The organism is Microbacterium sp., from assembly GCF_049661145.1.
In the GTDB taxonomy this organism is placed as follows: Bacteria; Actinomycetota; Actinomycetes; order Actinomycetales; family Microbacteriaceae; genus Microbacterium.
This window is the reverse complement of sequence record NZ_JBASZT010000302.1, coordinates 1-21,106: the sequence shown is the minus strand read 5'-3', so window position 1 is coordinate 21,106 and position 21,106 is coordinate 1. Positions and strand designations below refer to the sequence as shown.

Below are 21,106 nucleotides of genomic sequence, written 5' to 3'. Positions count from 1 at the left end.
GCGTCGCGCCTGCGCGAGACGCCCTGGACGACGAATGCACAGGTGGCGGGCTCGTGGCTGCGCGACGGTCCCCTCGCGCCGGAGCCCGCCATCCGCCGCCCACTGGATGCTGCTCTGCAGCGCGGGTCGCTGACGCTGCGTGGCTACGACCGGGTGCTACGAGTCGCGTGGTCGGTCGCCGACCTCGCCGGCCGCGATCGGCTCGAGGTCGCCGATATCGGAAGAGCTCTGTACCTGAAGAAGGGGGTGAGAGGGTGAGTGCGCTCGATGTCGACGGCATGGGGGCGCGGCGCGCGCTCGCGGGGATCGCGGACGACCTGTCTGACGGTGATGACCTCGTCGTCGCGCACGCGCGGGCGGTGTGGTCGTGTCTCGTGGAGCCGGGCGACCGCATCGCCGGCGCGCTGATCGCCGCGCTCGGCCCGGTGCGCGCTCTCGAGGTTGCTGTCGCGTCCCGCGGCAGCGGAGACGAGGCTGCCCGGGCGGGGGTCGAACTCGCCGAGTTGGCGAAGGCACGAGAGCGTTGGCATCCGCGCGGGGGTGATGCTCCGGAGCGGTTGGCGACCGCGCGGCGCGCCGGCGCGCGGATCGTGACACCGGAGGATCACGCTTGGCCACGGCGGCTCGATGACCTGGGGCCGTTCGCGCCGGTGTGCCTCTGGGTGCTCGGTGATACAGCGCCGCTCGGGTCCGCCGACCCGGCCGTCGCCCTCGTCGGTGCACGTGCCTCGAGTGCGTACGGCAATTTCGTCGCCGAGGATCTCGCCGCGGGAGCGGCCGCCGCGGGCATCGCCGTAGTCTCCGGCGCCGCATACGGCATCGACGGTGCCGCTCACGGGGGTGCACTCGCGGCGGGTGGCGTCACCATCGCGCTTCTCGCGGGCGGCGTAGAGCGACCCTATCCCGCCGGCCACCGGGATCTGCTGGAGCGGATCGCCGCACGCGGCGTCGTGGCGGCGGAGGTGCCGTGCGGTGCGTCACCCACGAAATGGCGGTTCCTTGCCCGGAATCGGCTGATCGCGGCGATGACCGATGCGACAGTCGTCGTCGAAGCCGCGTGGCGTAGCGGCGCGCTCAACACGGCGCATCACGCCGCCGCGCTCGGTCGCCCGCTCGGCGCCGTCCCCGGGGCCGTCACAAGTGCCACGTCGGCGGGCTGTCATCGACTGCTGCGGGAGGCGCAGGCGGAGTGCATCACCGGTATCGCCGACATGTGCGAGCTGTTGGGGCTCGGTGCCGGGCTCGAACTCGACGGGAGCACGGGTGCTGACGGTGCGGTGGGCGAGGGTGGCGGGAACGTCGTTGGCGGCGTCGCCAGGCGCGGGGCAGATGATCGCACCCGGCTGCTCGACGCGCTGAGCGAGCGCAGCGCGCGGACCACGCTCGACATCGCGCGCCGCGCCGGTCTGGGGCCTGACGACGTCGCGATCCTCCTCGGCCTGCTGGAGCTCGATGGCGTTGCGGAGCGGCGCTCCGGTGGATGGGTGCGCACGAAGCCCCCGAAGACTGCCCCGCTATGGTGAGGTGGGGCTGGCAAGTGCGTATGGGCGCGCACCGCGAGTTGCGACGTTTGGTCCGATTCGCAGGCATGCTGGGGCAATGAGGATATCTGCTGCTGCGGCGGCGTACACCGACCACCTCGCACGCGTGCGGCGACTGTCATCGGCGACTGTTCGCGCCTATGCGGCGGATCTGCGGGACCTCGCGGCGACGACAGGCGATCTGGATCTCGCCGAAGTTGATCTGGAGTGCCTGCGCGACTGGCTCTGGCGCGCGACGCAGCGCGGCGACGCGCGGTCCACCCTCGCCCGGCGCACGGCGACGGTGCGCGGCTTCTTCGCCTGGGCACTGGAGACGGGCGAGATCACCGTGGACCCCAGCTTGCGGCTGGTCGCGCCCAAGCGCGCGCGGGCACTCCCGAAGGTCGCCACCGCGCTCGCGATGGCCGGCGTGCTCGACGCCGCGGCCCAGCGGGCGGGCGAGGGCGACCCGATCTCGCTGCGCGACGCCGCCGTGCTGGAACTGCTCTACGCGTCGGCACTGCGCGTCGCGGAGCTGTGCGGCATGGACTTCGACGACATCGATGCCGATCGTCGTACCGTACGCGTCGTCGGCAAGGGATCCAAGGAGCGGGTCGTCCCGTACGGCGCCCCGGCGGCCGACGCCCTCGGGGCCTATCTCACGCGCGCCCGGCCAGCGCTCGCGGCGCGCGGTACCGGCAACCGGGCGCTGTTCCTGGGGTCGCGCGGTGGACGACTCGGCACCCGCGCCGTCTACGACATCGTCTCCCGATCACTGGCCCCCACTCTCGGCGCCGAGACGGTCGGCCCGCACGCGCTGCGCCATTCCGCAGCGACGCACCTGCTCGACGGAGGTGCCGACCTTCGTACGGTGCAGGAACTGCTCGGGCACGCGAGCCTAGGCACGACCCAGATCTACACGCACGTGTCGGCGGAGAAGCTCACGGCCGCCTACCGGCTGGCGCATCCGCGCGCGTGACCGCCGGCGCATCCGCGCACGTCATCGTACCCTTGCGGCACACGGCCGTCCTCAGCAGCAGGGCAGCAGGACGGCGCGAGGGACACCACCCAGAAGCAGCATCGGGTTGAGGTACTCGCCGTCCTCGCGCACCCCGAAGTGGACAGATCCCGGTGCAGCGTGGCCACCGACGGCGACGGTGCCCACGACATCACCTGCCGTGACGACCGCCCCGATGGGCAGCGAGGGTGTGACCGGCTCCAGCGTCGTCACGAGACCCTCGCCGTGATCGATCGTCACGAGCGGCCGATCGACGACGGTCCCGGCGAAAGCGACGACCCCGTCCGCCGGAGTGGTCACGGGGGACCCCACGGCGGCTTTGAGGTCAATACCGCGATGTCCCGGACCGTAGGGATGCGCGGGCGCGCGGTACGGCTCGACGACGACAGGCGGGCGCACCGGCCACTGCCAGCCGTCGAGCGCGGCGGCCGGCCGTCTGACTTCCCCGAGAACGAAGGATGCCGGCCCGTGAGTCACGCCTGTGCGCGGCACGCCCGTCGCGGGAGCGGCGAGCGTGAGCGCGATCAGCGCCGCCAGGATGAAGGCGAGGACGAGGCGGAGTCGTGAAGGCATGCCCCTACCGTGCTCCGTGGGGCGCGACCGCGGAGGGCAAGACGGCACATCTGTGGATGGATTCGCGAATCGGGCAACGGGGGAGAGAGCGATGCGACTGATACACTGGCAGATGCACCCCGCTCGTCGGGGTGACTACGCGTGCCCAGAGCGGGACCCGTCCACGACGGCGATACCCGCGGCATCCACACCCTGAGGTCTCCCGCACTAGCGGGAGCGGGTGCGTGCCGGGCGCCAGGCGCACGGGCCGACCGGCTCACGCGATCAACCCAGAACAAGAAGGAGAACGGCCATGGCCGTCGTCACCATTCGCCAGCTGCTCGACAGCGGCGTGCACTTCGGACACCAGACCCGCCGGTGGAACCCGAAGGTCAAGCGCTTCATCCTCACCGAGCGCAGCGGCATCCACATCATCGATCTGCAGCAGTCGCTGTCGTACATCGACAAGGCATACGAGTACGTGCGCGAGACCGTCGCCCACGGCGGAACCATCCTGTTCGTCGGTACGAAGAAGCAGGCGCAGGAGGTCATCGCCGAGCAGGCGACCCGTGTCGGCCAGCCCTACGTCAACCAGCGGTGGCTCGGTGGTCTGCTCACCAACTTCTCGACGGTCAGCAAGCGACTTGCCCGTATGAAGGAACTCGAAGAGCTCGACTTCAACAGCCCCGCCGACAGCGGCTTCACGAAGAAGGAACTCCTGCTCAAGAAGCGTGAGCTCGACAAGCTGCACAAGTCGCTCGGCGGCATCCGCAACCTGCAGAAGACGCCGTCGGCCATCTGGGTCGTCGACGCCAAGCGCGAGCACCTCGCCATCGACGAGGCTCGCAAGCTCGGCATCCCCGTGATCGGCATCCTCGACACCAACGCCGACCCCGACGAGTTCCAGTTCCCGATTCCCGGCAACGACGACGCGATCCGCTCGGTGGGCCTGCTCACGCGCATCGTCGCCGACGCCGCGGCCGAGGGCCTCATCCAGCGTCACCAGCCGACCGACGAGTCGGCGGATGCAGAGCCGCTCGCTGACTGGGAGCGCGAGCTCCTCGAGCAGGGCGGTGTCGCCGAGGCTCCCGTAGCCGAGTCCGCCGTCGCCGAGGCCGCGCCCGCCGATGCTCCGGTCGTCACCGAGGTCGCCGAGGTCGAGACCCTCGCGACCGAGTCGGCCGCCGACGAGGCCGGTGCCGAGGCGAAGGCCGAAGGCGACGCCGCCGCGGCTGTCGCCGCCGAATAGGCACCACCATTCCGCCGGTGCGGGGTCGCCCACGAGGCGATCCCGCACCGGCATCCCATGAGAACAACTCACGACACGCAAGGAGCCACCACCCATGGCAAACTTCACCATCGCCGACATCAAGGCCCTGCGCGAGCAGCTCGGCACAGGCATGGTCGACACCAAGAAGGCCCTCGAGGAGGCCGATGGCAACCTCGACAAGGCCGTCGAGATCCTGCGCCTGAAGGGCGCGAAGGGCAACGCGAAGCGCGCCGACCGTTCCACGAGCGAGGGACTGGTCGCCGCCGTCGAGCAGGACGGCAAGGTCACGATCCTCGAGCTGAACACCGAGACCGACTTCGTCGCCAAGAACGAGCGCTTCATCGCGCTGGCCGACAAGGTTCTCGCCGCCGCTGCGGCTGTCGGCGCCGACTCGGTTGAGCAGGCACTCGCCGCGGATGCCGGGTCCAAGTCGGTCGCCGACATCATCGCCGACGAGGCCGCCATCATCGGTGAGAAGGTCGAACTGCGTCGCGTGCGCACGCTCTCGGGCGACAAGTTCGAGATCTACTTGCACAAGACGAGCAAGGATCTCCCTCCGCAGGTCGGCGTCGTGCTCGCCTACACGGGCGAGGATGCGGAGACAGCGCGCTCCATCGCGCAGCACATCTCCTTCGCCAACCCGACCTACCTCAGCCGGGACGACGTGCCGACCGCCGACGTCGAGAAGGAGCGTGAGATCGTCACGGAGATCTCCCGCAACGAAGGCAAGCCCGAGGCGGCGCTGCCGAAGATCGTCGAGGGACGCGTGAACGCGTTCTTCAAGCAGGTCGCGCTGCTTGACCAGGACTATGCGAAGGACAACAAGCTGTCCGTCGCGAAGGTCGCTGCCGCTGCTGGAATCACGATCACTGACTTCGTCCGCTTCAAGGTCGGCGCGTAAGTCGCGAAAGGGGCCCGCATCCTCGAATGCGGGCCCCTTTCCCATGTCCGCTTCGATAGTCTGCATCCGACGAGAGGAACCCTGCGTGATCGATGAGAACACCGGACGCCGCCGCGTCCTGCTGAAGCTGTCCGGCGAGGCGTTCGGAGGAGGTCAGCTGGGGGTCAACCCCGACGTCGTCGGCCAGATCGCTCGGGAGATCGCCGCGGCAGTCGGCAGTGTGGAGATCTCGGTCGTCGTCGGCGGCGGCAACTTCTTCCGCGGTGCTGAACTCAGCCAACGCGGCATGGATCGCGGTCGTGCCGACTATATGGGCATGCTCGGCACCGTCATGAATGCGCTCGCGCTGCAGGACTTCCTGGAGCAGGCGGGCGCCGCCACCCGCGTGCAGTCGGCGATCTCGATGACCCAGGTCGCCGAACCCTACATCCCGCGCCGCGCGGAACGGCACATGGAGAAGGGCCGCGTCGTCATCTTCGGAGCCGGCGCGGGGCTGCCCTACTTCTCGACCGACACCGTCGCCGCCCAGCGAGCGCTGGAGATCGGCGCCGATGAGGTGCTCGTCGCCAAGAACGGTGTCGATGGCGTCTACACGGCGGATCCGAAGAAGGATGCCGCAGCCACGCGCATCGACCGGATCACCTATCAGGAAGCCCTCCAGCGCGGCCTCAAGGTCGTCGACTCGACGGCCTTCAGCTTGTGCATGGACAACGGAATCGACATGCGGGTGTTCGGTATGGAGCCGGAGGGGAACGTGACGCGGGCTCTTCTCGGTGAGCGGATCGGCACGCTCGTCACGGTCTGAGTCGCGGCACCCGCCCGCACTAGACTTTACTGACGCAACAACTTTTCAGTGGCGCTGCCGCGCCGTGGGGCAACGAAAGCTGACCAGCGTTGCGAGACTAACGAATGGAGTGACCGTGATCGCCGACGTCCTGGCCGACACGACCGCCCGCATGGACCGTGCCGTGGAGGCAGCGAAGGATGACTTCGCCACCGTCCGCACCGGACGCGCGAACCCGCAGCTGTTTCAGAAGATCCTGGTCGACTACTACGGCTCACCGACGCCGCTGGCCCAGCTCGCGTCGCTGAACACGCCGGAGGCTCGCATGCTCGTCGTGACGCCGTACGACAAGTCGGCGCTGAAGGCGATCGAACAGGCGATCCGCGACACTCCGAACCTCGGAGCGAACCCGAGCAACGACGGCAACATCGTGCGGGTGACCATGCCGGAGCTCACCGCCGAGCGTCGCAAAGAGTACGTCAAACTCGTCCGCAGCAAGGGCGAGGATGCCAAAGTGCATCTGCGTGGGATCCGCCGCAAGTCCAAGGACGAGCTCGACAGCCTCAAGAGTGAGGTCGGCGAGGACGAGTTGGTGCGCGCGGAGAAGGAGCTCGACGCGATCACGCGTTCGCACGTCGATGACATCGATGAGGCTCTGAAGCGCAAAGAGGCCGAGCTCCTCGAGGTCTGAGGACTGCCCATGACCGACTCAGCAGGCGAACCGTCCGCACCGCGTGATCCCGCAGCAGCGGGTACGCCGGATGGTTCGCCGACGCAAGCGGCAGCGCACCACCACAACTCGGCGGAGTTCGACGACGGTTCGAGCTTTCAGGCTCATGTTCGCGCCGCCCGTAGCGAGTTCGAACACCAGATCGACCGCGCGAAAGCCGACTTCGAGCAGGTCAACGACCGGATCAACGAGCGGACGGGGCGAAACCTGCTGCTCGCGATCCTCATCGGATTGGCGATCGGCGCCGTTGTGCTCGGTTCGCTGCTCTTCGTGAAGTGGCTGTTCCTCTTCTTTGCTGTCCCCGTGTGTGTGCTCGGCGTGTTCGAGTTCAGCCGAGCGTTGCAGACCGCGGGGCGTCGCGTCGACGTGATTCCGCAGATGGTGGTCGGCGGCATCCTGATGCTGTCGGGTTACTTCCTGGGGCATTGGACGCACTGGGTGATCACATTCGCCTGCGTCGCTGCTCTGATCGTGTGGCGTCTCGTCGTGCAAATGGCTGTCCGCGACGGCCGCCGATACGGAGACGTGCTGAACGACGTCCTGGTGGCTGGATTCATCGCCATCTACGTGTCGTTCCTCGCCAGCCTCACCCTGGTTCTGCTCCGGCAGGAACAGGGGGAGTACTGGCTGCTGGGCATGGTCGTCGCGGTCGTCGCGGCCGACACCGGTGCATATGCGAGTGGCCTCGCCTTCGGGAAACATCCGATGGCCCCGCGCATCAGTCCGAAGAAGACCTGGGAGGGGTTTGCGGGAGGAGCGCTGGCCACGATGGCGATCGCCGCCGCGTACAGCCATTTCGTCCTGCACGTGCCGTGGTGGATCGGCACCATCTTCGGCGCCGTGATCCTCGGCTGCGCGACGGTGGGCGACCTCGGCGAGTCGATGATCAAGCGTGACCTCGGCATCAAGGACATGAGTTCCTGGTTGCCCGGGCACGGCGGCGTGCTCGACCGGCTCGACTCGATCCTGCCCTCCGCCGCAGGCGCGCTCGCCCTGTACTTCCTGTTCTTTCCGATGGCGACCTTATGACCGATACCGCAACCACAGCAGCCGTCGCGGCCGATGCAAGCCCGTTCCCGCGTACTTCGGGGCGCGTCCGTGGCTACCGGCCTGACGATGTCGATGCGTTCCTCATTCGTGCTCGTGCCGCGTTCGAATCGTACGACGCTCCGGGTGGTGCTGACATCGGCTCCGCTACCGTGCGTACGGTGGCTTTCCCGCTCGTGCGGCACGGCTACCAGGTGTCCTCGGTCGACGCGGCTTTGAGTCGCATCGAGGACGCCTTCGCGGCGCGAGAGCGCGAGCGTGCGCTCTCGCAGGCCGGCGCCCGTGCGTGGGTGGGACAGTCGCGTCAGCTTGCCCAGGAGGTCCTCGATCGCCTCACTCGTCCGAGACGACACCGCTTCCGTCGTGTCGGTCTGCTGCGCTTCGGCTACCGCGTCGACGAAGTGGATCTCGTGGCGGACAAGCTCGCCCGCTTTTTCGAGGAGGGGGAGCCGGTGCGCCCGGATCAGGTGCGTTCGGTCGCATTCCGCATGCAGCGGCGCGGCTACAGTGAGGCACAGGTGGATGCCGTTCTCGATGCCACCGTCGAAGTGATGTTGGCCGTCGTCTGACATGCCGCATGACATGACTCGACCGGCTGGGTAGAATCGGGACCACTGTGACTCCCGATGCCGATCTGACTCCGACCGACAACCGCCCACTTCGGCGCGATGTCGAGGTGCGTCGCGCGGCGACTCGGCCGGCGCACGAGCCGCGTCGTTGGTCCCGTCGACGTGGCGCGATGAGCGTTTTCGCCGTGTTGGCGGTATTGGCCTTCGGCGCGGCGTATGTCGGCCCGCTCACCGCGAGCGGCACTCCTGCGCAGGCTTCGGAGTTGGACCCGGTGTCGCTGTACGCCTCCACGATCGCCGATGCGCAGGCCTATCTGGCGGCGTCCGGTAGTGCGGAACAGAAGCAGACGAGCGGCCTGGGGCGCGATGAGATCGTCTACTCGGTCTATGTGACGCCGACCCCCACCCCGACCCCGACCAAGTCCTTGGTGGCATCCGGCTCGTGGTCGCCGCCGTTCGTCGCTCCCGATCCGGGAACGGCGCAGGCGATCGCCTACGGGATGGTGCGTGAACGTGGCTGGGGGGATGACGAGTACTCGTGCCTCGTCGCTCTCTGGAACAAGGAGTCGGGCTGGCGAGTGGGTGCGTACAACGCCAGCAGCGGTGCCTACGGCATCCCGCAGGCGCTCCCCGGCAACAAGATGGCCTCGGCCGGAGCCGACTGGGAGACCAACCCTGCGACGCAGATCACGTGGGGGCTCGGCTATATCTCCGGTCGCTACGGAACGCCCTGCGGCGCATGGGGGCACTCGCAGGCCAAGGGCTGGTACTGAGCGCATGCCGCGCGCGAACCGGCGCCGGCCGGAATCCGCGGACGAGTCGTTCGACAGGCTGCTGAGCGGGTGGAAGCGCACCGAGACCCGTCGCGGAGTGTCATGGACGGTGCAACCGGTCGGGGCTGCACAGGCGCAGAAATCCTACATCTGCCCCGGGTGTGGGCGGAGCATCCCGCCGAGCACCGCTCACGTCGTCGTGTGGCGGGCCGACGGCGTGCTGGGTGATGCCGCCGATCTGGCCGCTCGGCGGCACTGGCACACGGCTTGCTGGAGAATCGGTTGATGGAGATCCGCGGACCGGTGCTGCTTCCCGCCCACCGCGAGGACGTCGAACTGCACACCCTGGACGGGCTCACACTGGTGGGAGAGCTGGCGACACCGATCGAGCATGCGCCGGTCGCAACGCTCGTCACGCTGCATCCGCTACCGACGGCCGGCGGCTTCATGGACTCACACATCCTGCGTAAGGCCGCCGCCCGCCTTCCCGCCCTCGCGGACCTCGCGGTGCTGCGCTTCAACACCCGAGGTACGACATCGCCACGCGGCACGAGCGAGGGGGCGTTCGACGGGGGCGGGGCGGAGGCGTTCGACGTCGCTGCCGCGATGGAGTTCGTGCAGGATCGGGGCCTGCCGCATCCCTGGCTCGTGGGCTGGTCGTTCGGCACTGAGCTCGCCCTGAAGTACGGCAGAGACCACCCCGTCGACGGCATCGTTCTGCTCTCGCCGCCGCTGCACCGAACGACCGAGACAGAGATCGCGGCCTGGGCGGGCGAGCCTTGCGCCGTCGTCGTGCTGGTACCCGAGTTCGACGACTACCTGCGGCCCGACGAGGCGCGTCGGAGGTTTGCGCCGATCGAGCACGCCACGCTCATCCCCGTCGAGGGTGGCAGGCACCTCTGGGTGGGTGAAACCCAGACGCGACGTGTGCTGACTGAGATCGTGGCTGCCGTCAATCCCGACGCGTTGCCGCTGCCCACGGAATGGAACCAGGACTGATCACAATTCGTTCTGTCTCGGGATGAGCACCTGGCGGTAGATGATCAGGATGCTGGCGGCGACCGGGATCGCGATGAGCGCACCGAGAAGTCCCAGCAACGATCCGCCGGCGAGCGCCGCGATGACCACGACGGCTCCCGGCACCGAGACGGCACGGTTCATGATGCGCGGCGAAAGTACATATGCCTCCACCTGCATATAGATCGCGTACCAGATGAGGGCAACGAGCGCCGTCAGCGGTGACCCGAGCCCCGGGATCAAGCAGATGAGCACGATGATCGCGGAGCCGGTCAGCGTGCCCACGAGCGGGATCAGTGAGAAGAAGAAGGCGATGACGGCGAGCACCGCGGGGAACGGGGCCTTGATGATGGACAGGAAGATCGCGCTCAACACACCGTTGATGACGCCGAGCGATACCTGCCCCATGACGTAGTAGCCGACGGAGGCCGTGATCTGTTCAGACAGGTCGATGAACCGTGCCCGCTTGGATGCCGGCACCAGCTGGTAGACGGCCGCCTTGAGCGACGGCGTCGACGCCGTGAAGTAGATCGTCAGGATCAGCACGATCAGCGCACCGGTGAAGCCGGCGATCAGCGAGGCGCCGATGCCGAGGATGATGCTGCCGGCGGAGGTGCCGATCTGTGCGAAGTCGAGCGTGTTGAACCAGTCCGAGATATACGCGAACACCTGATCGACGTTGAGCGCGGGGAAAGTGCTGTGCAGCCAGTCGCTCACCGTCTCGACCGGATCCCATTCCTGATTCACGGCGCTCTGCACGAGCTTCTGGATCTGCGCGACCAGTTGAGCGATCTGGCCCACGAGCACGGGGATGACAATGAGGATGATGCCGGCGAACACCGCGAGCACGGCTGCGAATGTGATCAGCAGCGCTGCCCACCGGCGGAGTCCACGACGCTCCAGCCAACTGACGAGCGGATCGAGGCCGAGGGCCAGGAATAACGCCGTGCCGACGTACAGCAGGATCGTCGAGAGCGTCTGGACGCTGTCGATCAGCATGATGCCGAGGCCGACTCCCAGCGTGGCGATCAGCGCGGTGCGGAATGGATGCTGCAGCTTCACCCGGCCAGAATACGCACGCCAGACCGGGTTGTCCGGCAGGCCGTGCCCTCCCGGGCGACATTCAGCCGGATTTCGCTAACCTGGAGAGTCGGTAATGTGCTCCGCGACCCCCGACGGAGTGCAGGAAGGTGTCGTTCCGTGCGTTTCATCTGGGCTGTGACGGCCTTCGTGCTCGCCGCCCTCATGATCGGTGCCGGAATCGCGCAGCGCACGATCTTCCAGGGACCGAAGACCGAGAGCCAGTCGATCGCCGTCACCGGCGACGCGCCTTATCTGCTCATCGACGGTGCCGTGCTGCGCAGTCACGAGGGGTCGCAGACGCTGCGCGTGCAGGAGGACGGTACGATCTTCGCGGCCTACGGCCGCACGGCCGATCTCGAGGCCTGGCTGACGCCGTCGGACTACATCCACATCACGGAGGACAGCGGCGAGATCGCGTCCGACCGCGTGGCCGCGACGATCCCTCCGGCCGCCGACGCGGCTCCGCTCAGCCCCGTCGGCTCCGATCTCTGGCTCGATGAGTTCCAGCAGGATGATGTGCTCATCACCCCGTTGCAGTTGCCCGCCGACATGAGCTTGCTGGTCGCCACCGATGGCGTGAATCCCGCCCCGAGCAACTTGACGCTGTCGTGGCCGATCGGTGCCACGACGCCGTGGGCGGGGCCGCTCATCGTCGGCGGCAGCATCCTGCTGTTGGCCGGCATCGTGCTGTACATCCTTGGCGTGCGGCACGCGCGCCGTTCGCGGGGGCCACGGCGCAAGGGATTGCCGGTGCCGACCACCGAGCCTGTCGACGTCTCGGTGGAGGGCGAGGACAAGGGCGTCATCAGCGCGACACCGACCCGTCGGCAGCTCGCACGCGGTCGCCGCCCTTTCGTCGTCATACCCGCCGTCGCCGTCAGCGCACTGCTGTTCGCGGGCTGCTCGGCCGATGCGTGGCCGCAGTTCGGATCGACGCCGACGCCCTCATCCACGGCATCCGTCGTGGTCCCCGACGACCAGGGCAGTCCCGTCGTATCCCAAGCGCAGGCCGAACGGATCCTCGCACACGTCGCGGATCAGGTGGCGGATGCCGACGCGGCCTTCGACCCTGCCGCTGCCGCGACGCGCCTGGCGGGCTCCGCCTTGGCGGTGCGTGAGACCGACTACCGACTGAAGGACCTTACTCGTGCGCCTCTCACGAGGATCCCGGGCACGCCTGTGCGCGTCGTGCTGCCGGAGGCCTTCGACGAGTGGCCCCGCACCTTCTTCGCCGTCGTGGGGACCGGCGCATCGACCGCGGACGTGATCCTGACCCTCAGCCAGACCGATCCGTGGTCGCCCTACAAGGTGACGGCTGCGGCAGAACTCGTGGCGGATGCCAGCCTCAATCTCGCCCCCACCTACGTCGGCGCCGTGGCGATCGACCCGGATTCGCCGTTCCTGGTGCTGCCTCCGGGCGAAGTCGCAACCGCGTACGCGGACGTTCTCACCAACGGTGATGACAGCGAGTACTCCGGTCTCTTCGATGCGGAAAGCGATCCGTTCCGCACTCTCGTGGCCGAGAATCGCGCCGCCCGCATGGATTCGTTCAATCAGACCGGTGCGCAGACTGGAACGCTGTCGTTCGCAGCGAGCGCCGGTGAAGCCGAGCCTGTCTCGCTGGCGACCCTCGACTCCGGCGCGATCGTCGCCGTGACGGTCAACGAGACCGACACCGTCGCGCCGACGAACACGGACGCCGTCATCAAGGTCGACAACAACCCCGTGGTCCAGACCCTCACCGGCGTCACGCAGTCCTCAACTGGATTTACGACGACCTACCTCGACCAGCTCTTCTTCTTCGTGCCCGCGCAGAGCTCCAGTGAGCGCATTCAGCTGCTCGGGTACTCCTCCTCGATTCTCGATGCGAAGGTGGCCTCGTCGTGACCGATCCCACTCCCGGAGCCGTGCTGCGCGGCGCCGTCGACCTGTCTGCGTTGCGCTCCCGCGCGAACGCTCCCGCCGCGCAAGCTGCTGCACAGGGTGGTGGGCAGGGTGAGACCGCCCGCGCCGACGGCGCTGCCCCGCTTGTCTTCGACGTGACGGATGAATCGTTCGGTCAGGTGCTCGAACTGTCGCGGACGGTGCCGGTCGTCGTCGACCTGTGGGCGGAATGGTGCGGGCCCTGCAAGCAGCTGAGCCCGATCCTGGAGAAGGTCGTCACCGAGCTGGCGGGCAGACTCCTGCTCGCGAAGGTGGACGTCGACGCGAACCCGCAGCTGGCGCAGGGCTTCCGGGCGCAATCGATCCCGATGGTCGTCGCGCTCGTCGCCGGTCAGCCGGTGCCGCTGTTCACCGGGGCGGTGCCCGAGCAGCAGGTGCGCGAAGTGTTCGCCCAGTTGCTGCAGCTGGCCGCGCAGCACGGCGTCACCGGCACCGTGCCCGTTGGGGCGGCGTCCGACGACGCCGCAGAGGCGGCCGAACCTGCCCTGCCGCCGCTGCATCAGGAGGCCTTCGACGCGATCGAGGCAGGAGACTACGCCCGCGCCGTCACGGCCTACGAGGCCGCCCTGCAACAGGATCCTCGGGACGAGCAGGCTCGAGCCGGTCTCGGCCGGGTGCGGCTGCTGCAGCGTGTACAGAATCTCGATCTGCAGCAGGCACGGGATGCCGCGGCATCCGCCCCCCTCGACATCGACGCCCAGTTCGCGGTCGCCGACTTCGACATCGCGGGCGGCCACGTCGAGGACGCCTTTGCGCGCCTGCTCGACCTGTTCGCGCAGCTGCCCGCCGCCGATCGTGCCCCGGTGCGTGAGCGCCTGCTGGAGCTGTTCGGGCTCGTAGGCGACTCCGACGCGCGTGTGATTCGCGCCCGGGGGCGCCTGGCGAGCCTGCTGTTCTGACCCGGGTCAGCACGGTCCCCGGGTCAGGCCCTCTTTCCGAGCCAGAGCACGCCCAGGGGTGGCAGCACCATCGTCGCGCGGCCGCCTTCGTCGGCGTACACGGCGCCGAAGTTGCCGACGCCGGATCCGCCGTACGACTCGGCATCCGAGTTCAGCAGTTCTGCCCATTCACCGCCGCTCGGGAGGTCGATCGCGTAGTCGTGGACCGGGATGCCCGAGAAGTTGCACAGGACGACGACACAGCTGCCCTCGTGGTCGTATCGCGCCATCGCGATGACGTTCGGGTTCCACGTCGGGCCGCCCAGCCGTGCGAATGCGGTGCCGTCGCTGTCACGCTCCCACAGGGGGGGATTATCGCGGTACACGCGGTTCATCGCGCCGACGAATTCGAGAAGCTGACGGTGGGGGGGCTGGTCCAGGATCCACCAGTCCAGCCCCCGCGACTCCGACCACTCAGACAACTGCCCGAAGTCCTGGCCCATGAACAGCAACTGCTTGCCGGGGTGCCCCCACATGTAGCCGAGGAACGCGCGGGTGTTCGCGAGCTTCTGCCAGTGATCGCCGGGCATGCGGGTGAACAGCGTCCCCTTGCCGTGCACGACCTCGTCATGGCTGATCGGCAGGATGAAGTTCTCGCTGAAGGCGTAGACGAACGAGAACGACAACTCGCCCTCGTGGTACGAGCGATACATCGGATCGCGCTTGATGTACTCCAGAGAGTCGTTCATCCAGCCCATGTTCCACTTGAGGCCGAAGCCGAGCCCACCCCAGTTCGTGGGCGCCGTCACCCCCGAGTAGCTCGTGGACTCCTCGGCGATCATCGCGATGCCGGGGTAGCGCTTGTAGGCGGTCGCGTTGACCTCCTGCAGGAACCGGATGGCCTCCAGGTTCTCGCGCCCGCCATAGATGTTCGGCTCCCACTCGCCGTCGTTGCGCGAGTAGTCGAGGTAGAGCATCGAGGCCACGGCATCGACGCGCAGGCCGTCGACATGGAACTCCTCGAGCCAGTAGAGCGCGTTCGCCACGAGGAAGTTGCGCACCTCGTTGCGTCCATAGTCGAAGATCAGCGTGCCCCAGTCCTTGTGCTCGCCGCGGCGTGGATCGGGGTGCTCGTACAGCGCTTCACCGTCGAAGCGCGCGAGCGCGAAGGCGTCCTTCGGGAAGTGCCCCGGCACCCAGTCCATGATGACGCCGAAGCCCGCCTGGTGCAGGCGGTCGATCAGGTAGCGAAGATCGTCCGGTGTGCCGAACCGGCTCGTGGGCGCGTAGTAGCCGGAGACCTGGTAGCCCCACGAACCGCCGAACGGGTGCTCGGCCAGCGGCAGGAACTCGACGTGCGTGTAGCCGACTTCGGTGAGGTAGTCGATGAGTTGGTCAGCGGCGTCACGGTAGCCGAGCCCCGGCCGCCACGAGCCGAGGTGTACCTCGTAGGTCGACATCGGCTGCGAGAGCACGTCCTGGCTCGCGCGGCGCGCCAGCCATTCGTCATCTCCCCACGTGTAGTGACTCTCGGTGACGACGGACCCCGTCGACGGGGGCACCTCCGCCCACTGCGCCAGGGGGTCGGCCTTGAGGATCCACTCGCCCCAGCGCGTGAGGATCTCGTACTTGTACGTGGTGTCCACGCCAACGCCCGGGACGAACAACTCCCACACGCCGCTGGAGCCGAGGCTGCGCATCGAGTGCCCCTGCCCGTCCCATGAGTTGAAGTCGCCGACGACACGCACCGCGCGTGCGTTGGGGGCCCACACTGCGAACGAGACGCCGGTGACGCCGTCGTAGTGGTGCACATGCGCGCCGAGCACCCTCCAGAGCTGCTCGTGCCGACCCTCAGCGATGAGGTGGAGGTCGATGCCGCCGACCGTCGGCAGGTGGCGATACGGGTCGTCGACGCGGAAGGCGGGCCCGCCGTCGTACGTCGTGACGATGTCGTACGCGCGGGGCTGCTGCGCCGCAGTCCCCTCCCAGACACCGCTGCGCACGTGCGACAGGGCAATTTCGGCGCCGTCGGCGAGGACGGCGGTGACGGTGCGCGCAAGTGGCCGACGGGCACGGATCACCCAACTGCCGTCGGCCAACTGGTGCGGTCCGAGCACGTCGTGCGGTGCGTAGTACGACCCCGTCGCGACGGTGTCGAGGATCTCGTCGGAAATGGTGCTCATCGGGACTCCTTGACGTGCAGGACATGGACGGGCTCGAAGAACGCGTCGAGGCGGACGAAGTTGCTCTGGTTCCAGGTCCACTCGGCACCCGTGATGAGATCCTCGACGCGGTAGTCGTGACCCGCAGGGATGCCGAAGACGGAGCTGTCGATGTGGACGGTGGTCTGCCGAACCGAGTGCGGGTCGAGGTTCGCGACCACAATGATGGTGTCTGCCACCCCGGTCTCGCTGAGAGCGGCCGGTAGATGCTTGACGTAGACGAGGATCGCCCCATCGTCGCTCCAGTGCACCGTGAGGTTCCGCAGTTGGCGCAGCGCCGGGTGAGCGCGGCGGATCTCGTTGAGCCGGCGCAGGTAGGGGGCGAGCGAGTCGCCGGCGGCCTCCGCTCCCTCCCAATCGCGGAACTTGAACTCGTACTTCTCGTTGTCGATGTTCTCTTCCGACCCGGGCCGGGCGACGTTCTCGTAGAGCTCGTATCCCGCGTAGACGCCGTACGTGGCGCCCGCCGTCGCGGCGATCGCAGCGCGGATCTTGTAGGCGGGCCGACCGCCGTACTGCAGGTACTGCGTGAGGATGTCATGCGTATTGACGAAGAGGTTCGGGCGCATGAAGTCGGCCGTGTCGTGGGAGATCCAGGTCAGGAACTCCTCCAGTTCCGCCTTCGTGTTGCGCCAAGTGAAGTACGAATAGCTCTGCTGGAAGCCCGCCTGTGCGAGCGCCTGCAGGGGAGCGGGACGCGTGAACGCCTCGGCCAGGAAGATGACGTCGGGATCGTCCGCGCGCACGGTCGCGATCAGCCACTCCCAGAACTGCAGGGGCTTCGTGTGGGGGTTGTCCACGCGGAAGATCTTCACACCCTGCGCGACCCAGTAGCGCACGACTCTCAGGCACTCCGCGTAGATGCCTGCGGGGTCGTTGTCGAAGTTCAGCGGGTAGATGTCCTGATACTTCTTCGGCGGGTTCTCGGCGTACGCGATCGATCCGTCGGGCAGTGTTGTGAACCACTCCGGATGCTCGGTCACCCAAGGATGGTCCGGGGACGCCTGCAGCGCGAAGTCCAGGGCGACCTCCAGTCCATTGTTGTGAGCGGCGCGCACGAACGCGCGGAAGTCCCTCACGGTCCCGAGGTCGGGGTGGATGGCGTCGTGACCGCCCTCCGGCGAGCCGATGGCGTACGGCGATCCGGGGTCGCCGGGCTCGGCCGTGAGCGTGTTGTTGCGACCCTTGCGGTTGGTCGTACCGATCGGGTGGATCGGTGGCAGGTAGACGACGTCGAACCCCATCCCGGCCACGCCCGGCAAGCGCTTCATCGCGGTGCGGAAGGTTCCGCTCTTGACGGTGCCGTCCCGCAGCCTCTTCGCGCCTTCGGACCTCGGGAAGAACTCGTACCAGGCGCCGACGCCGGCCCGCTCACGTTCGACGAGCAGCTCCTGCGCGGGGCCCGCGGTGACCAGCGACGCGAGAGGTCGAGCGCGGAAGAACGCTGCGATCTCGGGGTCGCGCACGACCGTGAGGGCGTCGTCGTCCGAGGTCGCCGAGTCACGGAGGGCCTTGGCCGTCGCGGTGAGGGAACGCCGCTCGGCTGCGGGGCGGTCCCTCTCGCGGGATGCCGCGGTCAGCAGCAGCGCACCCATCTCTCGCATGAGAGGCACGTCCACACCCGCGGCGATCTTGAGGTCGGCGGCGTGCTCCCACGTCGCGAAGTCGTCGCTGAACGCCTCGAAGCGGAAGGACCATACGCCTTCTTCGTGCGGAGCCACCTCGACGGCCCAGCGATCGAAGCCGTCGCGCAGCGGCGTCAGGCGGTGCAGTGATTCGATACCCGAGGGAGAGGTGAGGCGCAGGTGCACTCCGATGAGGTCGTGCCCCTCGCGGAACGCCGTGACCGAGAACCGCACCGCCTCACCGGAGAACGCGGACGGACGGTGATAGAGGCCGCCGGGAACGGAGGGGAACGGCGACGTCATCGGGATGCGCCCCGCCCGTGTCGCCGAAGGGCCTCGCCAGAGCTTGGCGGGCCGCCGGGGAATCTCGGCGGTGCTTCGCAACGCGGGACCGGAGGTGTCGGAAGGAGCGGGGGAAGCGGAACGCGTCGTCGATGCCACGCTTCGAACCTACTCGGAATCAGATCACGCGGAACAGATGCAATGCCGTGTCAGTTATTGACACGGCGTCCCCGGGCGCGAAGACCCGCTCCTCGTCATCCGGGCGCTCGGGGATGCTCGACCACAGGGACACGTAACCGGTGACCCCCTCGATCCGTGGCAACGTCACCTCGACGGGCCGTTCGTTGCCGTGAACGATGAGAAGGATGCGGTTGGCTGCCTCACCGTTCGGCGTGGACCGGGCGTCATACTGGAGTGTGCGGTGGGACGGGTCCGTCCAGCGTTCGATCGACATCGTTTCGCCGTGCTCGTCGTACCAATCGATGACCGAAGAGTCGGGGACCTCGTAAGCGGCGTGGTCGAATCGTCGCGGCCGCAGGGCAGGATTTTCGTGGCGCAGCTTCACGAGCCGACGCGCATGGGCGAGCATGTCCTCCTGCCACGGCGTGAGCTCCCAGTTCAGCCATGTCAGGGGGGAATCATGGCAGTAGGCGTTGTTGTTGCCGCGCTGTGTCCGTCCGAGTTCATCACCCGACGTGATCATCGGCACTCCCGCGGACAGCAGGAGCGTTCCCAACAGATTCCGCATGGCTTTGCGGCGCTTCGACTGGATCACGGGGTCGTCGGTGGGACCTTCGGCGCCGTGGTTGAACGAGCGGTTGGTGTCGGCGCCGTCTCGGTTCTGCTCACCGTTGCCGAGATTGTGCTTGACGTCGTACGACACCAGGTCACGAAGCGTGAAGCCGTCGTGAGCGGTGACGAAGTTGACGCTCGCGAGGGGCCCGCGCTCCTCGCTGAACGTGTTCGACGATCCCGCCAAGCGTGTCGCGAAACCGGCGATGCCGACCGGCCACGTGCCGGCGCGGCGGGCGTAGTCGACGTCGCTCAACCAGAAGTTGCGCACCCGGTCGCGGTAGCGGTCGTTCCACTCCGACCAACCGTCGCCGAAATTGCCGGTCTGCCACCCGCCCATCCCGACGTCCCACGGCTCCGCGATCATCTTCACGTCGGCAAGGGCGGGGTCCTCGACGATGGCGCGCAGCAGGGGGTGGTCAGGGCTGAACGCGTGGTCGGCGCCCCGCCCGAGAGTGACCGCGAGGTCGAAGCGGAACCCGTCGATGTGCACCTCCTGCGCCCAGTAGCGCAACGACTCCAGCACGAGGCGGGATGCGGCATCCGTCGCCGTGTTGACCGAGTTGCCGCAGCCGGTGACGTCGATGTAGGCGCCGTCCCCGTGCTGCCGGTAGTACGCGCGGTTGTCGATGCCGCGGAAACTCGAACGCGGTCCGCCGATCTCGAGCTCGGAGGTGTGGTTGTAGACGACGTCGAGAATGATCTCCAGGCCCGCGGCGTGCAGTGCCCGCACCATCTGCTTGAACTCCCGCAGCACGGCGTCGGGCCCCGCGGCCACGGCTTCCGCCGTCGCATAGGGGGCGTGCGGGGCGAAGAATCCGAGGGAGTTGTACCCCCAGTAGTTCGTGAGTCCCTGCTGGAGCAGACGCGGTTCGGTCTCGAACGCGTGGATGGGGAGCAGCTCGACAGCGGAGACACCGAGCCGCAGCAGGTGCTCGATCATCGCGGGGTGCGCGAGACCGGCGTAGGTGCCGTGCAGGGCCGGAGGGATGAGCGGATGCCGCTTGGTGAGGCTCTTGAGATGGGCTTCGTAGATGACGGTGTGATCGAGCGGAGTGCGCGGGCGCTGTACTCCCTGCCAGTCGAAGGTGTCGTCCACGACCACGGAGCGCCACTGGCCGAGTCGCACAGGGACGAGGCCTTTCGCATACGGATCGATGAGCAGACTCTCGGGGTTGAACATGTGTCCGGCGCCCACGGGGCCGTCCACACGCAGGGCGTAGCGGGTGCCCGGGCGGAGGTCTGCGCTGCTGACCTCCCACACGCCACCTCCCGCCGGTGTCAGCGGAAGCGTCGCCGTGATCCAGTCGAGGTCGACAGCGTCGAAGAGGACGAGCTCGACGCTCGTGGCCCCCTCCGACCAGACACGGATCGTGCCGCAATCCGTGCCGATGGTGACTCCGAGGCCGTCGAGCGCCGGGTTCAGGAAGCCCGGCGTCGTGACGGTTGTGGTGAGATCGGCGGGTGTGGGGCTCGGCTGCGGAGCAAGCATGCGATCTACAGTAGTAACGCGGCGCGCCGGCCGTTGCCACGCGGGGGGAGAGCGATGACGATCTACCTCGACCATGCGGCGTCCGCGCCGGTGCGGGACGCGGCTCGCGAGGCGTGGATAGCCGCATCCGCCGTGTCCGGAAACGCGTCGTCCGTGCACGCGGCGGGTCAGGGAGCCCGCCGATTGCTGGAGGAATCGCGCGAGCGTATCGCCGACGTGCTCGGCTGCGATCCGATCGAGGTCGTGCTGACGTCCGGCGGCACAGAGGCGGTCAACCTCGCGCTCAAGGGACTCTGGTGGGCGCGACCTTCTGGGAGCACAGCGATCGTACTCCCCGACGGCGAGCACCATGCGACGCTCGACACCGCCGCTTGGTTGCACGAGCAGGGCGCACAGCTGCGTCCTGTCGCGCTCAACGGGGTCGGGCGGATCGACCCCGTGGCCTTCGCCGCCGCTGCGACGACGCCGGACTCGGCAGCGCTTATGACAGCGCTCGTCGCCAACAACGAGGTCGGGACGGTGCAGGATGCCGTCGCGCTCGCCGCCGCCGCGGCATCCGCGGGGGTGCCGTTGCACCTCGACGCCGTCGGTGCGGTCGGGCACATCC

19 protein-coding genes and 1 pseudogene are annotated in these 21,106 nt (G+C 68.0%); 15 read left to right on the top strand and 5 right to left on the bottom strand.

Annotation, left to right across the window (positions count from 1 at the left end; all coding sequences use genetic code 11):
- From WBP48_RS12920 to WBP48_RS12910, 3 genes and pseudogenes are all read left to right on the top strand, one after another.
- A pseudogene (locus WBP48_RS12920) lies at window positions 1-258 on the top strand (ATP-binding protein); the annotation flags it as partial.
- Window positions 255-1,523 carry a DNA-processing protein DprA gene (dprA, locus tag WBP48_RS12915; protein WP_424441044.1) on the top strand — a complete coding sequence of 423 codons (1,269 nt, stop codon included), beginning with the start codon at window positions 255-257 and terminating at the stop codon, window positions 1,521-1,523. The pseudogene WBP48_RS12920 and the gene dprA, both read left to right, overlap by 4 nt.
- Before the next feature lie 76 nt (window positions 1,524-1,599).
- The gene (locus WBP48_RS12910; RefSeq protein ID WP_424441042.1) at window positions 1,600-2,499 is read left to right on the top strand and encodes a tyrosine-type recombinase/integrase; all 900 of its coding nucleotides are present in this window, start codon (window positions 1,600-1,602) and stop codon (window positions 2,497-2,499) included.
- A gap of 51 nt (window positions 2,500-2,550) precedes the next feature.
- Here WBP48_RS12910 and WBP48_RS12905 read toward each other — a convergent pair whose 3' ends face one another.
- The gene (locus WBP48_RS12905) at window positions 2,551-3,111 is read right to left on the bottom strand and encodes a murein hydrolase activator EnvC family protein (protein ID WP_424441040.1); all 561 of its coding nucleotides are present in this window, start codon (window positions 3,109-3,111) and stop codon (window positions 2,551-2,553) included.
- A 292-nt stretch (window positions 3,112-3,403) separates the two neighbouring features.
- Between WBP48_RS12905 and rpsB the strand changes: the two genes are divergently transcribed.
- From rpsB to WBP48_RS12860, 9 genes are all read left to right on the top strand, one after another.
- Complete coding sequence (rpsB, locus tag WBP48_RS12900) at window positions 3,404-4,339, top strand: 30S ribosomal protein S2 (protein WP_424441038.1); 936 nt, start codon at window positions 3,404-3,406, stop codon at window positions 4,337-4,339.
- A gap of 94 nt (window positions 4,340-4,433) precedes the next feature.
- Window positions 4,434-5,261 (top strand): translation elongation factor Ts, encoded by an 828-nt coding sequence (gene tsf, locus WBP48_RS12895; protein WP_424441036.1) that lies wholly within the window; start codon window positions 4,434-4,436, stop codon window positions 5,259-5,261.
- A gap of 85 nt (window positions 5,262-5,346) precedes the next feature.
- Window positions 5,347-6,066 carry a UMP kinase gene (gene pyrH, locus WBP48_RS12890; RefSeq protein WP_424441035.1) on the top strand — a complete coding sequence of 240 codons (720 nt, stop codon included), beginning with the start codon at window positions 5,347-5,349 and terminating at the stop codon, window positions 6,064-6,066.
- A gap of 115 nt (window positions 6,067-6,181) precedes the next feature.
- Window positions 6,182-6,736 (top strand): ribosome recycling factor, encoded by a 555-nt coding sequence (frr, locus tag WBP48_RS12885; protein WP_424441050.1) that lies wholly within the window; start codon window positions 6,182-6,184, stop codon window positions 6,734-6,736.
- Between the two features lie 3 nt (window positions 6,737-6,739).
- Window positions 6,740-7,804: a phosphatidate cytidylyltransferase gene (locus tag WBP48_RS12880; RefSeq protein WP_424441048.1), complete on the top strand. Its 1,065-nt coding sequence runs from the start codon at window positions 6,740-6,742 to the stop codon at window positions 7,802-7,804.
- On the top strand, window positions 7,801-8,391 hold the full coding sequence (locus tag WBP48_RS12875) for a DivIVA domain-containing protein (protein WP_424441033.1): 591 nt from the start codon (window positions 7,801-7,803) through the stop codon (window positions 8,389-8,391). The genes WBP48_RS12880 and WBP48_RS12875 overlap by 4 nt, the downstream gene beginning before the upstream one ends.
- Window positions 8,392-8,561: 170 nt before the next feature.
- The gene (locus tag WBP48_RS12870; protein ID WP_424441031.1) at window positions 8,562-9,164 is read left to right on the top strand and encodes a lytic transglycosylase domain-containing protein; all 603 of its coding nucleotides are present in this window, start codon (window positions 8,562-8,564) and stop codon (window positions 9,162-9,164) included.
- A gap of 4 nt (window positions 9,165-9,168) precedes the next feature.
- Complete coding sequence (locus WBP48_RS12865) at window positions 9,169-9,450, top strand: hypothetical protein (RefSeq protein WP_424441029.1); 282 nt, start codon at window positions 9,169-9,171, stop codon at window positions 9,448-9,450.
- Window positions 9,450-10,163: an alpha/beta hydrolase gene (locus WBP48_RS12860; RefSeq protein ID WP_424441027.1), complete on the top strand. Its 714-nt coding sequence runs from the start codon at window positions 9,450-9,452 to the stop codon at window positions 10,161-10,163. The genes WBP48_RS12865 and WBP48_RS12860 overlap by 1 nt, the downstream gene beginning before the upstream one ends.
- Here the strand turns inward: WBP48_RS12860 and WBP48_RS12855 are convergent, their stop codons facing one another.
- On the bottom strand, window positions 10,164-11,243 hold the full coding sequence (locus tag WBP48_RS12855; RefSeq protein WP_424441025.1) for an AI-2E family transporter: 1,080 nt from the start codon (window positions 11,241-11,243) through the stop codon (window positions 10,164-10,166).
- A 138-nt stretch (window positions 11,244-11,381) separates the two neighbouring features.
- Here WBP48_RS12855 and WBP48_RS12850 point away from each other — a divergent pair, with 138 nt between their 5' ends.
- The gene (locus WBP48_RS12850) at window positions 11,382-13,151 is read left to right on the top strand and encodes a glycosyl transferase (protein WP_424441023.1); all 1,770 of its coding nucleotides are present in this window, start codon (window positions 11,382-11,384) and stop codon (window positions 13,149-13,151) included.
- Window positions 13,148-14,107 (top strand): tetratricopeptide repeat protein, encoded by a 960-nt coding sequence (locus WBP48_RS12845; RefSeq protein ID WP_424441021.1) that lies wholly within the window; start codon window positions 13,148-13,150, stop codon window positions 14,105-14,107. The genes WBP48_RS12850 and WBP48_RS12845 overlap by 4 nt, the downstream gene beginning before the upstream one ends.
- Window positions 14,108-14,130: 23 nt before the next feature.
- On the opposite strand, the gene glgB is transcribed toward WBP48_RS12845, so the two are convergent.
- The 3 genes from glgB to glgX form a co-directional block, all read right to left on the bottom strand.
- Window positions 14,131-16,269 carry a 1,4-alpha-glucan branching protein GlgB gene (glgB, locus tag WBP48_RS12840; RefSeq protein WP_424441019.1) on the bottom strand — a complete coding sequence of 713 codons (2,139 nt, stop codon included), beginning with the start codon at window positions 16,267-16,269 and terminating at the stop codon, window positions 14,131-14,133.
- Entirely contained in the window at window positions 16,266-18,236 is a 1,971-nt protein-coding gene (locus WBP48_RS12835; protein WP_424441046.1) for an alpha-1,4-glucan--maltose-1-phosphate maltosyltransferase, read from the bottom strand. The genes glgB and WBP48_RS12835 overlap by 4 nt, the downstream gene beginning before the upstream one ends.
- Before the next feature lie 157 nt (window positions 18,237-18,393).
- Window positions 18,394-20,499, bottom strand: coding sequence for a glycogen debranching protein GlgX (glgX, locus tag WBP48_RS12830; protein ID WP_424441017.1), 2,106 nt, complete (start codon window positions 20,497-20,499; stop codon window positions 18,394-18,396).
- Between the two features lie 54 nt (window positions 20,500-20,553).
- Between glgX and WBP48_RS12825 the strand changes: the two genes are divergently transcribed.
- The coding region (locus tag WBP48_RS12825) for an aminotransferase class V-fold PLP-dependent enzyme (RefSeq protein WP_424441015.1) at window positions 20,554-21,106 on the top strand (553 nt) is incomplete at its 3' end.

What these genes read in the sequence shown, in the direction of transcription:
- WBP48_RS12875 (WP_424441033.1), top strand. Translation starts at nt 7,801, where the DNA reads ATGACCGATACCGCAACCACAGCAGCCGTCGCGGCCGATGCAAGCCCG.
- WBP48_RS12865 (WP_424441029.1), top strand. Translation starts at nt 9,169, where the DNA reads ATGCCGCGCGCGAACCGGCGCCGGCCGGAATCCGCGGACGAGTCGTTC.
- rpsB (WP_424441038.1), top strand. Translation starts at nt 3,404, where the DNA reads ATGGCCGTCGTCACCATTCGCCAGCTGCTCGACAGCGGCGTGCACTTC.
- tsf (WP_424441036.1), top strand. Translation starts at nt 4,434, where the DNA reads ATGGCAAACTTCACCATCGCCGACATCAAGGCCCTGCGCGAGCAGCTC.
- WBP48_RS12860 (WP_424441027.1), top strand. Translation starts at nt 9,450, where the DNA reads ATGGAGATCCGCGGACCGGTGCTGCTTCCCGCCCACCGCGAGGACGTC.
- WBP48_RS12910 (WP_424441042.1), top strand. Translation starts at nt 1,600, where the DNA reads ATGAGGATATCTGCTGCTGCGGCGGCGTACACCGACCACCTCGCACGC.
- glgX (WP_424441017.1), bottom strand. Translation starts at nt 20,499, where the DNA reads ATGCTTGCTCCGCAGCCGAGCCCCACACCCGCCGATCTCACCACAACC.
- WBP48_RS12835 (WP_424441046.1), bottom strand. Translation starts at nt 18,236, where the DNA reads ATGACGTCGCCGTTCCCCTCCGTTCCCGGCGGCCTCTATCACCGTCCG.
- glgB (WP_424441019.1), bottom strand. Translation starts at nt 16,269, where the DNA reads ATGAGCACCATTTCCGACGAGATCCTCGACACCGTCGCGACGGGGTCG.
- WBP48_RS12870 (WP_424441031.1), top strand. Translation starts at nt 8,562, where the DNA reads ATGAGCGTTTTCGCCGTGTTGGCGGTATTGGCCTTCGGCGCGGCGTAT.
- WBP48_RS12905 (WP_424441040.1), bottom strand. Translation starts at nt 3,111, where the DNA reads ATGCCTTCACGACTCCGCCTCGTCCTCGCCTTCATCCTGGCGGCGCTG.